This is a genomic window from Ruegeria sp. B11, assembly GCF_056539785.1.
In genome coordinates this window covers 1-15,226 of the sequence record NZ_JBQFVO010000002.1, presented here as the reverse complement: position 1 = coordinate 15,226, position 15,226 = coordinate 1, and the positions used below count along the sequence as shown (strand labels likewise).

The 15,226-nt window shown below is 57.5% G+C and carries 9 protein-coding genes; 8 read left to right on the top strand and 1 reads right to left on the bottom strand.

Annotation, left to right across the window (positions count from 1 at the left end; translation table 11 throughout):
* Nucleotides 1-238 precede the first annotated feature (238 nt).
* The 4 genes from rpoB (at nucleotide 239) to ACR0I1_RS07760 (ending at nucleotide 10,883) form a co-directional block, all read left to right on the top strand.
* Nucleotides 239-4,375, top strand: coding sequence for a DNA-directed RNA polymerase subunit beta (rpoB, locus tag ACR0I1_RS07775; RefSeq protein WP_170398571.1), 4,137 nt, complete (start codon nucleotides 239-241; stop codon nucleotides 4,373-4,375).
* 52 nt (nucleotides 4,376-4,427) lie between these two features.
* Nucleotides 4,428-8,669, top strand: coding sequence for a DNA-directed RNA polymerase subunit beta' (gene rpoC / locus ACR0I1_RS07770; protein ID WP_170611187.1), 4,242 nt, complete (start codon nucleotides 4,428-4,430; stop codon nucleotides 8,667-8,669).
* A 141-nt stretch (nucleotides 8,670-8,810) separates the two neighbouring features.
* Nucleotides 8,811-9,884: a pyridoxal-phosphate dependent enzyme gene (locus ACR0I1_RS07765; protein WP_170596851.1), complete on the top strand. Its 1,074-nt coding sequence runs from the start codon at nucleotides 8,811-8,813 to the stop codon at nucleotides 9,882-9,884.
* A 129-nt stretch (nucleotides 9,885-10,013) separates the two neighbouring features.
* Nucleotides 10,014-10,883, top strand: a complete 870-nt coding sequence (locus ACR0I1_RS07760) for a DMT family transporter (protein ID WP_480705772.1) — start codon at nucleotides 10,014-10,016, stop codon at nucleotides 10,881-10,883.
* Here ACR0I1_RS07760 and ACR0I1_RS07755 read toward each other — a convergent pair.
* Nucleotides 10,868-11,722, bottom strand: coding sequence for a glycosyltransferase (locus ACR0I1_RS07755; RefSeq protein ID WP_480705770.1), 855 nt, complete (start codon nucleotides 11,720-11,722; stop codon nucleotides 10,868-10,870). The genes ACR0I1_RS07760 and ACR0I1_RS07755 overlap by 16 nt on opposite strands.
* Nucleotides 11,723-12,081: 359 nt before the next feature.
* On the opposite strand from ACR0I1_RS07755, the gene rpsL reads away from it, so the two are divergent.
* The 4 genes from rpsL to ACR0I1_RS07735 all read left to right on the top strand — a co-directional run.
* Nucleotides 12,082-12,453 carry a 30S ribosomal protein S12 gene (gene rpsL, locus ACR0I1_RS07750; RefSeq protein ID WP_005621086.1) on the top strand — a complete coding sequence of 124 codons (372 nt, stop codon included), beginning with the start codon at nucleotides 12,082-12,084 and terminating at the stop codon, nucleotides 12,451-12,453.
* A 15-nt stretch (nucleotides 12,454-12,468) separates the two neighbouring features.
* Entirely contained in the window at nucleotides 12,469-12,939 is a 471-nt protein-coding gene (gene rpsG / locus ACR0I1_RS07745) for a 30S ribosomal protein S7 (protein WP_010441203.1), read from the top strand.
* Nucleotides 12,940-12,957: 18 nt separating this feature from the next.
* Nucleotides 12,958-15,075, top strand: a complete 2,118-nt coding sequence (gene fusA, locus ACR0I1_RS07740; protein WP_170328783.1) for an elongation factor G — start codon at nucleotides 12,958-12,960, stop codon at nucleotides 15,073-15,075.
* Nucleotides 15,076-15,135: 60 nt separating this feature from the next.
* The coding region (locus ACR0I1_RS07735) for a GTP-binding protein (protein WP_036223564.1) at nucleotides 15,136-15,226 on the top strand (91 nt) is incomplete at its 3' end.

The following is a 15,226-nucleotide window of genomic DNA, read 5'->3' as shown; positions in this document are numbered from 1 at the left end:
GCGCATCGCTGATGCGCCGCAAAATTTGGCTGGGTCCGGAGAAATCCGGGTCCAGCCGAACCTGTCTTAGAAAGGGCCTCAACCCAGGGGGCGTTTTCTAAGACACGGTTTTCGGATCGGGAGGCCGCCTTCGGGACGGTGGCCACGAATTGATCCGGACGTGTCGTCTCGATTGTGCAAGATGCCGGGGCCCGACGGTGTCTTTGCCCGCTGAGAACATCGAAAGGTGACATCTGACATGGCTCAAACGTTCCTTGGCCAGAAACGTCTTCGTAAATATTACGGCAAAATCCGCGAAGTTTTGGAAATGCCGAACCTCATTGAGGTACAGAAATCTTCTTATGATCTTTTCCTGCGCTCCGGCGATGCAGAACAGCCTACAGACGGCGAAGGCATCAAAGGCGTGTTCCAGTCGGTTTTCCCGATCAAGGATTTCAACGAAACCTCCGTGCTGGAGTTCGTGAAATACGATCTGGAAAAACCCAAATACGACGTCGAAGAGTGTATGCAGCGCGACATGACCTACAGCGCGCCGCTCAAGGTCACTCTGCGTCTGATCGTGTTTGATGTCGATGAGGACACCGGCGCGAAATCGGTCAAAGACATCAAAGAACAGGACGTGTTCATGGGCGATATGCCCCTGATGACACCGAACGGCACCTTCATCGTGAACGGTACCGAGCGTGTGATCGTCAGCCAGATGCACCGTTCGCCCGGTGTGTTCTTTGATCACGACAAGGGCAAGACCCATTCATCGGGCAAGCTGCTGTTTGCCTGCCGCATCATCCCGTATCGCGGCAGCTGGCTGGACTTTGAGTTCGACGCCAAGGACATCGTGTTCGCCCGTATCGACCGTCGTCGCAAACTGCCTGTGACAACCCTGCTTTATGCGCTGGGTCTGGATCAGGAAGCGATCATGGACGCGTATTACAACACCGTGTCCTACAAGCTGGACAAGAAGAAAGGCTGGGTCACGCCCTTCTTCCCCGAGCGTGTGCGCGGTACCCGTCCGACATATGATCTGATCGACGCGAAATCGGGCGAAGTGATTGCCGAAGCGGGCAAGAAAGTCACCCCTCGCGCGGTCAAGAAGCTGATCGACGAAGGTGCTGTTACCGACCTGCTGGTGCCCTTCGACAACATCGTCGGCAAGTATGTCGCCAAGGACATCATCAACGAAGAAAACGGCGCGATCTATGTCGAAGCCGGTGATGAGCTGACCCTAGAGTATGATAAAGACGGCGACCTGATCGGTGGTACTGTCAAGGACCTGATGGATGCGGGTATCACCGACATCCCGGTTCTGGACATCGACAACGTCAACGTTGGCCCCTACATGCGCAACACCATGGCTCAGGACAAGAACCTGAACCGTGAAAGCGCGCTGATGGACATCTACCGCGTCATGCGTCCGGGCGAGCCTCCCACCGTCGAGGCTGCGTCGGCTCTGTTCGACACCTTGTTCTTCGACAGCGAGCGCTATGACCTGTCCGCCGTTGGTCGTGTGAAGATGAACATGCGTCTGGCTCTGGACGCGCCGGACACCCTGCGCACGCTGCGCCGCGAAGACATCGTGGCCTGCATCAAGGCGCTGGTGGAACTGCGTGACGGCAAAGGCGACGTGGACGATATCGACCACCTCGGCAACCGTCGTGTGCGTTCGGTCGGCGAACTGATGGAAAATCAGTACCGCGTTGGCCTGCTGCGCATGGAGCGCGCGATCAAAGAGCGTATGTCGTCTGTCGAGATCGACACCGTCATGCCGCAGGACCTGATCAACGCGAAACCAGCTGCGGCTGCTGTTCGTGAATTCTTTGGCTCATCGCAGCTGTCGCAGTTCATGGACCAGACCAACCCGCTTTCGGAAGTCACCCACAAACGCCGTCTCTCGGCGCTTGGCCCGGGCGGTCTGACGCGTGAGCGTGCGGGCTTTGAGGTGCGCGACGTGCACCCGACCCACTATGGCCGGATGTGCCCGATTGAAACGCCAGAAGGTCCGAACATCGGTCTGATCAACTCGCTGGCCACCTTTGCCCGCGTGAACAAGTATGGCTTCATCGAAACACCCTACCGCGTCGTCAAAGACGCCGAGGTGACCGATGAGGTACACTACATGTCCGCGACCGAGGAAATGCGTCACACCGTGGCGCAGGCGAACGCGACCCTGGACGCCGATGGCAAGTTCATCAACGATCTGGTTTCGACCCGTCAGGCTGGTGACTACACTCTGGCCCCGCGCGAGAATGTGGACCTGATCGACGTGTCGCCGAAACAGCTGGTCTCGGTTGCTGCATCGCTGATCCCATTCCTTGAAAATGACGACGCCAACCGCGCTCTGATGGGCTCGAACATGCAACGTCAGGCGGTTCCGCTGCTGCGGGCCGAGGCTCCGCTGGTCGGTACCGGCATCGAGGAAAAGGTTGCGATCGACTCGGGTGCCGCGATTCAGGCGAAACGCGCCGGTATCATCGACCAGGTTGATGCCCAGCGTATCGTTATCCGCGCCACCGAAGATCTGGAACTGGGTGACGCTGGCGTTGACATCTATCGTCTGCGCAAGTTCCAGCGGTCGAACCAGAACACCTGCATCAACCAGCGTCCGCTGATCAAGGTGGGTGACACCGTCCAAAAGGGCGAAGTCATTGCCGACGGTCCGTCGACCGATATGGGTGAACTGGCGCTTGGTAAGAACGTGGTCGTCGCGTTCATGCCGTGGAACGGTTACAACTACGAAGACTCGATCCTGATCTCGGAACGTATCGCGCGTGACGACGTCTTCACCTCGGTCCATATCGAGGAGTTCGAAGTCGCCGCCCGCGACACCAAGCTGGGCCCGGAAGAGATCACCCGCGACATTCCGAACGTCGGTGAAGAAGCGCTGCGCAACCTCGACGAGGCAGGCATCGTTTACATCGGTGCGGATGTTGAGCCGGGCGATATTCTGGTCGGCAAGATCACTCCGAAGGGCGAAAGCCCGATGACCCCGGAAGAAAAGCTGCTGCGCGCCATCTTTGGTGAGAAAGCATCTGACGTGCGCGACACCTCGCTACGCGTGAAGCCGGGTGACTACGGTACGGTCGTTGAGGTCCGCGTCTTCAACCGTCACGGCGTCGAGAAAGACGAGCGTGCGCTGCAGATCGAGCGTGAGGAAGTCGAACGTCTGGCCCGTGACCGGGACGACGAGCTGGCGATTCTTGACCGCAACATCTACGCGCGTCTGCAAGGTCTGATCCTGGGTAAAACCGCTGTCAAAGGCCCGAAAGGCGTCAAGGCAGGGTCGGTGATCACCGAGGATCTGCTGGAAACCCTGACCCGCGGTCAGTGGTGGCAGTTGGCGCTGGAAGGCGAGCAGGATGCACAGATCGTTGAAGCTCTGAACGAGCAATACGAAGTGCAAAAGCGTGCTCTGGACGCCCGTTTCGAGGACAAGGTCGAGAAAGTCCGTCGTGGCGACGACCTGCCGCCGGGTGTGATGAAGATGGTCAAAGTCTTCATCGCCGTGAAGCGTAAGCTGCAGCCGGGCGACAAGATGGCCGGTCGTCACGGGAACAAAGGTGTTATCTCCAAGGTTGTTCCGATGGAAGACATGCCGTTCCTGGCCGATGGTACTCCGGTTGACTTCTGTCTGAACCCGCTGGGTGTGCCTTCGCGTATGAACGTCGGTCAGATCCTTGAAACCCACATGGGTTGGGCCGCACGCGGTCTGGGTCTAAACATCGATGAGGCTCTGGGTGAGTACCGCCGTTCCGGCGATCTGACCCCGGTGCGCGAAGCGATGAAGCTGGCTTATGGCGAGGATGTCTACGAAGAAGGCATCACCGGTCTGGACGAGGATGGCCTGATCGAGGCTGCGGGCAACGTGACCCGTGGTGTTCCGATCGCTACTCCGGTCTTCGACGGTGCCAAAGAAGCAGACGTCAACGACGCGCTGGTGCGTGCGGGCTTCTCGGAAAGCGGTCAGTCGGTTCTGTTCGACGGTCGCACCGGTGAGCAATTCGCGCGCCCGGTCACCGTGGGCATCAAGTACCTGCTGAAATTGCACCACCTGGTGGACGACAAGATCCACGCGCGTTCGACCGGGCCGTACAGCCTGGTTACCCAGCAGCCGCTGGGTGGTAAGGCGCAGTTCGGTGGTCAGCGCTTTGGTGAGATGGAGGTCTGGGCTCTGGAAGCTTACGGCGCCGCCTACACCTTGCAGGAGATGCTCACCGTGAAATCGGATGACGTCGCCGGTCGGACCAAGGTCTATGAGTCGATCGTCAAGGGCGAGGATAACTTTGAAGCGGGCGTACCGGAATCGTTCAACGTTCTGGTTAAAGAAGTCCGTGGCCTCGGCCTGAATATGGAACTCCTGGATGCGGAGGTTGAGGAGTAAGGGCCTCGGCCCTTCCTCCCGTCCCCCCTTCCGCAAAATTTGAGGTATCAAAATGAACCAGGAAATCACCAACAACCCGTTCAACCCGCTGACACCGCCGAAAGTCTTTGACGAGATCAAGGTTTCGCTGGCCAGCCCTGAACGGATCCTGTCTTGGTCCTATGGTGAGATCAAGAAACCCGAAACCATCAACTACCGCACGTTCAAGCCCGAGCGTGACGGTCTGTTCTGCGCGCGTATCTTTGGCCCGATCAAAGATTACGAATGTCTATGCGGCAAATATAAGCGGATGAAATATCGCGGCGTTGTCTGCGAGAAATGCGGTGTGGAAGTCACCCTGCAGAAAGTCCGCCGCGAGCGTATGGGCCACATCGAACTGGCCGCGCCCGTCGCACACATCTGGTTCCTGAAATCGCTGCCGTCCCGCATCGGTCTGATGCTGGACATGACGCTGCGCGATCTGGAACGCGTTCTGTACTTTGAAAACTATGTCGTCATCGAGCCCGGTCTGACCGACCTGACCTACGGCCAGATGCTGACCGAAGAAGAGTACATGGATGCGCAGGATGCCTATGGCATGGATGCGTTCACCGCGAATATCGGTGCCGAAGCCATCCGTGAGATGCTGGCCCAGATCGATCTGGAAGCCGAAGCTGAGCAGCTGCGCGCTGATCTGGCCGAAGCAACCGGCGAGTTGAAGCCCAAAAAGATCATCAAGCGTCTGAAGGTTGTCGAATCCTTCCTCGAGTCGGGCAACCGGCCTGAGTGGATGGTCATGACCGTGATCCCGGTCATTCCGCCGGAACTGCGTCCGCTGGTTCCGCTGGATGGTGGCCGGTTCGCGACCTCGGATCTGAACGATCTGTATCGCCGCGTCATCAACCGGAACAACCGTCTGAAGCGTCTGATCGAGCTGCGCGCGCCTGACATCATCGTCCGCAACGAAAAGCGGATGTTGCAGGAATCCGTGGACGCTCTGTTCGACAACGGCCGTCGTGGCCGCGTGATCACCGGCGCCAACAAGCGTCCGCTGAAATCGCTGTCGGACATGCTGAAAGGTAAGCAGGGTCGTTTCCGTCAGAACCTTCTGGGGAAACGCGTCGACTTCTCGGGCCGTTCGGTCATTGTGACCGGCCCGGAACTCAAGCTGCACCAGTGTGGTCTGCCCAAGAAGATGGCGTTGGAGTTGTTCAAGCCGTTCATCTACTCGCGCCTTGAAGCCAAGGGTCTATCTTCGACTGTCAAACAGGCGAAGAAACTGGTCGAGAAAGAGCGTCCCGAAGTGTGGGATATCCTCGACGAGGTGATCCGCGAACACCCTGTCATGCTGAACCGTGCGCCGACGCTGCACCGTCTTGGCATTCAGGCGTTCGAGCCGGTTCTCATCGAAGGTAAAGCCATCCAGCTGCACCCGCTGGTCTGTTCGGCCTTTAACGCCGACTTCGATGGTGACCAGATGGCCGTTCACGTTCCGCTGAGCCTTGAGGCCCAGCTGGAAGCGCGTGTTCTGATGATGTCGACGAACAACGTTCTGTCGCCTGCAAACGGCGCGCCGATCATCGTTCCGTCGCAGGATATGATCTTGGGTCTGTACTATGTGACCCTCGAACGCGAAGGTATGCCGGGCGAAGGCAAGGTCTTCGGTTCGATCGAAGAAGTTCAGCACGCGCTGGACGCGGGGGAGGTGCATCTGCACTCGAAAATCACCGCGCGGATCACGCAGATCGACGACGAAGGCAACGAAGTTCAGAAGCGCTATGAAACCACTCCGGGCCGTCTGCGTCTGGGTGCATTGCTGCCGATGAACAACAAAGCCCCGTTCGAGCTGGTCAACCGCCTGCTGCGGAAGAAAGAAGTGCAGCAGGTGATCGACACCGTCTACCGTTACTGCGGTCAGAAAGAGTCGGTTATCTTCTGTGACCAGATCATGTCGATGGGCTTCAAAGAAGCGTTCAAGGCGGGCATCTCGTTCGGTAAGGACGACATGGTCATCCCGGATGACAAGTGGGGCATCGTTGATGACACCCGCGGTCAGGTGAAGGACTTTGAACAGCAGTACATGGACGGCCTGATCACTCAGGGCGAAAAGTACAACAAAGTTGTTGATGCCTGGTCGAAGTGTAACGACCGCGTCACCGAAGCGATGATGAGCACCATCTCGGACGTTGCCAAGGCCGAAGACGGGTCGGATCAGGAACCGAACTCGGTCTACATGATGGCCCACTCGGGTGCGCGTGGCTCGGTCACTCAGATGAAACAGCTGGGCGGTATGCGCGGCCTGATGGCCAAGCCGAACGGTGACATCATCGAGACGCCGATCATCTCGAACTTTAAAGAAGGTCTGACCGTTCTCGAGTACTTCAACTCGACCCACGGTGCCCGTAAGGGTCTGTCGGATACCGCTCTGAAGACGGCGAACTCGGGTTACCTGACCCGTCGTCTGGTGGACGTCGCACAGGACTGCATCGTTCGCGAGATCGACTGTGGTACTGAGCGTGCGATCACAGCCGAAGCCGCCGTGAATGACGGTGAGGTTGTTGCCTCGCTGGCCGAACGTGTGCTGGGTCGTGTGGCGGCTGACGATGTTCTGCGTCCGGGCACGGATGAGGTGATCGTGGCCGCTGGTCAGTTGATCGACGAACGCATGGCGGACACTATTGACGAAGCTGGTGTTGCGTCGATGCGCATCCGCTCGCCTCTGACCTGTGAGTCCGAGGAAGGCGTCTGCGCCACCTGCTATGGTCGTGACCTTGCACGCGGCACCATGGTGAACACAGGTGAGGCTGTCGGCATCATCGCCGCGCAGTCCATTGGTGAACCCGGTACGCAGCTGACGATGCGTACTTTCCACATCGGTGGTGTTGCGCAAGGTGGTCAGCAGTCGTTCCAGGAAGCCAGCCAGGAAGGCGTCGTTTCCTTCGAGAACCCGCAGATTCTGGTCAATGCCGCAGGCGAAAGCCTCGTTATGGGCCGGAACATGAAGCTGGTGATCAGCGACGAACACGGCGAAGAGCGTGCCAGCCACAAGCTGGGCTATGGCTCCAAGCTGTTCGTCAAGGACGGCACCAAGGTTGCTCGTGGCGACAAGCTGTTCGAATGGGACCCCTACACCCTGCCGATCATCGCCGAGAAAGCCGGTACCGCGAAATATGTCGACCTTGTTTCGGGCCTTGCGGTCCGGGATGAGACCGACGATGCAACCGGCATGACCCAGAAGATCGTGATCGACTGGCGCGCGGCCCCCAAAGGCAGCGACCTCAAGCCCGAGATCATTCTGGTCGGTGAAGATGGCGAGCCCGTCCGCAACGATGCGGGCAACCCGGTTCACTATCCGATGTCGGTGGATGCGATCCTGTCCGTCGAAGATGGTCAGACCATCGAAGCCGGTGACGTCGTTGCGCGTATCCCGCGTGAGGGCGCCAAGACCAAGGACATCACCGGTGGTCTGCCGCGTGTGGCCGAACTGTTCGAAGCCCGTCGTCCGAAAGATCACGCGATCATCGCAGAAGCCGATGGTTACGTGCGCTTTGGCCGCGACTACAAGAACAAGCGCCGCATCAGCATCGAACCGGCTGACGAGACCATGGAGACCATCGAGTACATGGTCCCCAAGGGCAAGCACATCCCGGTCGCCGAAGGGGATTTCATCCAGAAGGGTGAATACCTGATGGACGGTAACCCGGCTCCGCATGACATCCTGTCGATTATGGGTGTCGAAGCGCTGGCGGATTACATGATCGACGAGGTGCAGGACGTCTACCGCTTGCAGGGCGTGAAGATCAATGACAAGCACATCGAAGTCATCGTGCGCCAGATGCTGCAGAAGTGGGAGATCCTGGATTCAGGTGACACCACCCTGCTGAAAGGCGAACATGTCGACAAGCAAGAGTTCGACGCAGCCAACGAGAAGACTATCTCGCGTGGCGGTCGTCCGGCTCAGGGTGAGCCGATCCTTCTGGGGATCACCAAAGCTTCGCTGCAGACGCGTTCGTTCATTTCGGCGGCCTCGTTCCAGGAAACCACCCGCGTGCTGACCGAAGCTTCGGTTCAGGGCAAAAAAGACAAGTTGGTTGGCCTGAAAGAGAACGTCATCGTCGGTCGCCTGATCCCTGCCGGTACAGGTGGGGCCACTCAGGCCGTCCGCCACATCGCGCAGTCGCGTGACAACGTGGTAATCGAAGCCCGCCGGGAAGAGGCCGAAGCGGCCGCTGCTCTGGCCGCTCCGACCTTCGACGACGACATGGTCGGTGATGAGCTGGACGTTCTGGTGGAAACACCGGAAAGCCGCGAATAGGCACCCTCAATAACTAAGAAAGGCCCCGCGATCTCGCGGGGCCTTTCTTGTTGTGAGCGCTCCGAGGCGAACTCTCACAAAGATAGTTACTAATGTGACCCGGTTTGTGGCATGCTTTCGTCAACAGAGGAGGGGGCCGCAATGACAACCCGTCAAACGCATGGGCGAAAGCGCCTGTATGACAGTATTTTGGACACCGTCGGAGACACGCCAAGCATACGAATAAACAGGATCGCGCCCTCAAACGTGACGGTCTATGTGAAGTTCGAAGCATTTAACCCGGCCAGTTCTGTCAAGGATCGCCTTGCCCTCAACATCATCGAAGCGGCAGAACGCGACGGTAGCTTAAAACCCGGTCAGACAGTAGTTGAGGCGACCTCGGGGAATACCGGTATCGGGCTGGCGATGGTCTGTGCGGCCAAAGGCTATCCCTTGGTTGTGACGATGGCCGACAGTTTCTCGGTCGAGCGGCGCAAGCTGATGAGGTTTTTGGGGGCAAAAGTTGTCCTGACACCGCGCGCGCAAAAGGGGTTCGGCATGTATACAAAAGCTAAAGAACTGGCCGAGCAGAACGGTTGGTTCCTGGCCAGCCAGTTTGAAACCGCAGCCAACGCCGATATTCACGAAAATACCACCGCGCAGGAAATCTTGGGTGACTTTGATGGGCAGAATCTCGACTATTGGGTTACGGGCTATGGCACTGGCGGGACCGTCTCGGGCGTGGCCCGGGCTCTTAGAAAAGCGCGCCCTGAGACCAAGATCATCCTGACAGAGCCTGCCAACGCAGCCATTGTGTCGTCAGGATATGTGAACACGCGCAATGAAATACACCAGCCGACCGAGAGCCATCCGAACTTCGAGCCGCATCCGATCCAAGGCTGGACGCCTGATTTTATTCCGTGGGTTCTGCAGGAGGCCATTGATAACTCGTACTATGATGAGTTGATTCCCGTTCCCGGTAGCGACGGTATTGCATGGTCGCGCCGTTTGGCCGCGGAAGAGGGGATTTTTACCGGTATTTCTGGTGGCTCGACCTTTGCGGTCGCGATGAAACTGGCCGAGACTGCTCCGGAAGGTTCCGTCATGTTGGTAATGCTGCCAGATACGGGCGAGCGTTACCTTTCGACACCATTGTTTGATGGCGTAGAAGAGGAGATGACGGATGATGAGATCGAGATCTCGAAATCTACGCCTTCCGCCCAGATGACAGATTGAAACGACTGACAAGCCGACAGTTGGTGTAACTCGTCGGAACTATTACCGTAGGATTGTCAGGCGCAAATTGACTTCGTGATCGATTGAACAGTGAGTACGACGATATATTGAAGACCGGGTGTTGATTAAATGAATCCTAACGTTAAAGGCGCATTGCTGATGATGGGCAGCATGGCTGCCTTTACGATCAATGACACCCTGGTGAAACTGGTCGGACAGGCTATTCCCCTGTTCCAATTGGTTGCGATGCGCGGAGCATTGGCAACGGTTCTGGTGTTCTTTCTGGCGCGGCATCTTGGTGCGCTTCACATCGACTTTTCGCGCCATGACAAATGGTTGATTGCCTTTCGCTGTGTAGCCGAGCTGGCGGCGACATTCTTTTTCCTGACCGCGCTGATGCATATACCGCTCGCCAATGTTACCGCCGTTTTGCAGGCACTGCCCCTGACCGTGACTTTGGGCGCCGCCCTTTTCTTTGGCGAGGTGATCGGATGGAGGCGGATCGTTGCGATCGCACTGGGGTTCTTCGGTATGATATTAATCGTTCGCCCCGGCCCTGACGGTTTCAGTATCTACGCGATATATGCATTGATAGCGGTTGCCGCTGTCACCGCCCGTGATCTCATCACGCGACGTATGTCGGCAGACGTCCCTTCGATGGTAGTGACTTTGGCAACATCACTCTCAATCACATTAGCCGCAACCATTGCCTCTATACTCGAGGGTTGGGTGCCAATTTCTACTGGACCCGGCATGATGATAGCTGGCGCTGCGGTATTTGTTCTGATGGGGTACCTATTCAGTGTCATGGTCATGCGCGTGGGAGAAGTCGGCTTTGTTGCCCCCTTCCGGTATTCCAGCCTGATTTGGGCGCTTGGGCTTGGATGGGTGGTGTTCGGAGACTGGCCTGACGGAATTACAATGCTGGGCGCGGCATTGGTTGTTGGGGCAGGGATGTTCACTCTGTTTCGCGAACGGTCGCGTCAGGCGGAGAAGTGAGGCAAACGTACGAAACCGGGGTTTAGCGCGAAACGCGTGGCAAAATCGGTCTCGATTTCGGGCGTGATCGGCGCAAGCTGCGCCTTCTGCTTTTCAGCGCGCGGCGAGTCGTTGGAGTTGTTCAATGTCCTGATCCACATCGGGCGATTAGGATAACTGACCACTGGCATGAAACGCCCGATCCGGTTGTGGGTAAAACTTATGATCGTGTGGGCGCACCCGCCCGCGATAAGCATGCCCAAGCCCACCCCAAGCAGAGATTTGTAGACTTGTGCCGCCCGAACCCCATTCGGCCCAAAGCTGGCCTGGTATCCGTTGTTGAAATCGAGGCCTATGGCCTGATTTTTTCCAATCAGCCCGGCAACATCATCGGCGGACTCGCGCAGTCTTTCGATGAAATCAATCGAAATGCTGTCGTCGTCATCATGGCGAAATTGAAGACAGGGCCGGTCCGGGTTTGAACGCGCTTCTTGAAGGATTCGTTTCATGACCTGCCGGTGTTTATGGCTTGGTTCGACAGGTCTTTGGACAATTCGTACCTGCTTGATGTCAGCGGAGAGGTCCTTAAGCCGGTCGAGCGCCTTTCGCGGCAGACAGTCCCCAACAACGACCAGAAGCTGATAGTCCCCATCTGTCTGCGTGCGAAAGCTGGGCAACGTCACAGATTCGAACAAGCGGAACCGCTCTTCCAGACGAGCAGGGTTGTAGAGATGGGCGCGCCGATCTGCGACCGTGTCATGTTCGATCTGGAAATCGCCCAGAGCAGGGAATGAAAATCGGCACAGGCCAAAGACTTGCATGGGGCATCCAATGGTTTGCAGGGCATGTTCACTATGCATCCGGTGCCGAAGTGCTGCAATGTGTCGGCGCAGTGGGAATCTCCATTAGTTCCTGATAGACGGCCGGAGCTCTTATGTACAATACGCCTTTCCCGCTGGGCTGTTGACACTTGGGCCGACTCCCCTTAATACGCGCGACATCTCGGTACCGGGGGCCGCCCCATAACCGATTTCAGTAATGAACTGGTCAAGGCCCGGACACTTTTATCGTTCGCGCCCTCTGATAACAAACCGCGACGTTCACCTCGGAATGGGAACGCTCGCGGGTTTTGCGCTTGTGGACGCATGAGTGCAGCGAATTTAACCGCACGCAACGCGCGTGCATGTCATGTGTGTTGCAAAACGGGGAAGAAACCGGAATGCCAACTATTCAACAGCTGATCCGCAAACCGCGGCAGCCCAAAGTAAAACGCTCGAAGTCCATGCACCTGGAGCAGTGCCCGCAGAAGCGCGGCGTTTGCACCCGCGTGTACACCACCACACCGAAGAAGCCGAACTCGGCTATGCGTAAGGTTGCCAAGGTGCGTCTGACCAACGGGTTCGAGGTCATCTCGTACATCCCGGGTGAAAGCCACAACCTGCAGGAACACTCGGTTGTTCTGATCCGTGGCGGCCGTGTAAAAGACCTTCCCGGTGTGCGTTACCACATCCTGCGCGGTGTTCTGGATACTCAGGGCGTCAAAGATCGTAAGCAACGTCGTTCGAAATACGGCGCGAAGCGTCCCAAGTAAGAAGGAGAGGCTGATATGTCACGTCGTCACGCCGCCGAAAAACGCGAAGTCCTGCCTGACGCCAAATTTGGCGACAAGGTACTGACCAAATTCATGAACAACCTGATGATCGACGGCAAGAAGTCGGTCGCAGAGCGCATCGTTTACAACGCCTTTGATCGCGTTGAGAACAAGGTAAAGCGCGCTCCTGTCGAAGTGTTCCACGAAGCGCTCGACAACATCAAACCGTCGGTCGAGGTTCGCTCGCGCCGGGTTGGTGGTGCAACCTATCAGGTTCCGGTCGAAGTGCGCCCTGAGCGCCGCGAAGCACTGGCCATCCGTTGGCTGATCACCGCTGCGCGCGGCCGCAACGAAAACACCATGGAAGAACGCCTCGCCGGTGAGCTGCTGGACGCTGTACAGTCCCGCGGTACTGCCGTGAAGAAGCGCGAAGACACCCACAAGATGGCCGAGGCGAACAAAGCCTTCAGCCACTACCGTTGGTAATTCAGAGGCTTATCAAAAATGGCACGCGAATATCCGCTCGAACTATACCGTAACTTCGGTATCATGGCGCACATCGACGCAGGTAAGACCACCTGCTCGGAGCGTATCCTGTATTACACTGGTAAATCCCACAACATCGGTGAGGTGCACGATGGTGCAGCCACCATGGACTGGATGGAGCAGGAGCAGGAACGCGGCATCACCATCACTTCGGCTGCGACCACCACTTTCTGGGAGCGCACCGAAGACGGTCAGACCGCCGAAACTCCTAAGCACCGCCTGAACATCATCGACACCCCCGGCCACGTTGACTTCACCATCGAAGTTGAGCGTTCGCTGGCGGTTCTCGACGGTGCTGTCTGCGTTCTGGACGCAAACGCCGGTGTTGAGCCCCAAACCGAAACCGTGTGGCGTCAGGCTGACCGCTACAAGGTTCCGCGTATGGTTTTCGTCAACAAAATGGACAAGATCGGCGCTGACTTCTTCAACTGCGTCAACATGATCGAAGACCGCACCGGCGCACGCGCTGTTCCGGTTGGTATTCCGATCGGTGCCGAGTCCGAGCTGGAAGGTCTGATCGACCTGGTCACCATGGAAGAGTGGCTGTGGCAGGGCGAAGATCTGGGCGCAAGCTGGATCAAAGCTCCTATCCGGGACAGCCTGAAGGACATGGCTGACGAATGGCGCGGCAAGATGATCGAAGCGGCCGTCGAAATGGACGACGACGCGATGATGGAATACCTGGAAGGCAATGAGCCCGACGTTCCAACCCTGCGCGCCCTGCTGCGTAAAGGTACTCTGGAAATCGCGTTCGTTCCGGTTCTGGGTGGTTCGGCGTTCAAGAACAAAGGCGTTCAGCCTCTGCTCAACGCTGTGATCGACTATCTGCCCAGCCCACTGGACGTTGTTGATTACATGGGCTTCAAACCCGGCGACGAGGAAGAAGTTCGTGACATCGCCCGTCGTGCAGACGACGACATGGCCTTCTCGGGTCTGGCGTTCAAAATCATGAACGACCCCTTCGTTGGCTCGCTGACCTTCACTCGGATCTACTCGGGCACCATGAACAAGGGTGACTCGATCCTGAACTCGACCAAAGGTAAGAAAGAGCGCATCGGTCGTATGATGATGATGCACTCGAACAACCGGGAAGAGATCGAAGAAGCGTTTGCAGGCGACATCATCGCGCTGGCGGGTCTGAAAGACACCACCACCGGTGACACCCTGTGTGACGCGAAGGATCCGGTGGTTCTGGAAACCATGACCTTCCCCGATCCGGTTATCGAGATCGCGGTTGAGCCCAAAACCAAGGGCGACCAAGAGAAGATGTCTCAGGGTCTGGCCCGTCTGGCCGCCGAAGACCCGTCCTTCCGTGTGGAAACTGATCTGGAATCCGGTCAGACCATCATGAAGGGCATGGGCGAACTTCACCTGGACATCCTGGTTGACCGTCTGAAGCGCGAGTTCAAGGTTGAAGCGAACATCGGTGCACCTCAGGTGGCCTATCGTGAAACCATCTCGATGCCGGTTGAGCACACCTACACCCACAAGAAACAGTCGGGTGGTTCGGGTCAGTTCGCGGAAGTCAAGCTGGAGATCCAGCCGACCGAAGCGGGCGAAGGTTACTCGTTCGAAAGCCGCATCGTTGGTGGTGCCGTTCCGAAGGAATACATTCCGGGTGTTGAAAAAGGCATCAACTCGGTCATGGACAGCGGCCCGCTGGCTGGCTTCCCCGTGATCGACTTCAAGGTTGCCCTGCTGGACGGTAAGTTCCACGACGTTGACTCGAGCGTTCTGGCGTTCGAAATCGCATCGCGGATGTGTATGCGTGAAGGCATGCGCAAAGCTGGCGCGAAACTGCTGGAACCGATCATGAAGGTCGAAGTGATCACCCCGGAAGAATATACCGGCGGTATCATCGGTGATCTGACCTCGCGTCGGGGCCAGGTATCTGGTCAGGAACCGCGCGGCAACGCAATCGCGATCGACGCGTTTGTTCCGCTGGCCAACATGTTCGGCTACATCAACACTCTGCGTTCGATGTCGTCGGGCCGTGCCCAGTTCACCATGCAGTTCGATCACTACGATCCGGTCCCGCAGAACATCTCGGACGAGATTCAGGCGAAATACGCATAAGCGAAGATTTGAGGGAGCGCGGCTAACGCGCTCCCTTCATTACCGAAAAAGGAGGCCATCATGGCAAAGGAAAAGTTTGAGCGTAATAAGCCGCACGTCAACATCGGCACGATTGGCCACGTTGACCACGGCAAGACCACGCTGACCGCAG

Bases quoted from the DNA above. Each gene is read 5' to 3' on its own strand.
- rpsL (WP_005621086.1), top strand. From the start codon at position 12,082: ATGCCAACTATTCAACAGCTGATCCGCAAACCGCGGCAGCCCAAAGTA.
- ACR0I1_RS07765 (WP_170596851.1), top strand. From the start codon at position 8,811: ATGACAACCCGTCAAACGCATGGGCGAAAGCGCCTGTATGACAGTATT.
- ACR0I1_RS07760 (WP_480705772.1), top strand. From the start codon at position 10,014: ATGAATCCTAACGTTAAAGGCGCATTGCTGATGATGGGCAGCATGGCT.
- fusA (WP_170328783.1), top strand. From the start codon at position 12,958: ATGGCACGCGAATATCCGCTCGAACTATACCGTAACTTCGGTATCATG.
- rpsG (WP_010441203.1), top strand. From the start codon at position 12,469: ATGTCACGTCGTCACGCCGCCGAAAAACGCGAAGTCCTGCCTGACGCC.
- rpoC (WP_170611187.1), top strand. From the start codon at position 4,428: ATGAACCAGGAAATCACCAACAACCCGTTCAACCCGCTGACACCGCCG.
- ACR0I1_RS07755 (WP_480705770.1), bottom strand. From the start codon at position 11,722: ATGCATAGTGAACATGCCCTGCAAACCATTGGATGCCCCATGCAAGTC.
- rpoB (WP_170398571.1), top strand. From the start codon at position 239: ATGGCTCAAACGTTCCTTGGCCAGAAACGTCTTCGTAAATATTACGGC.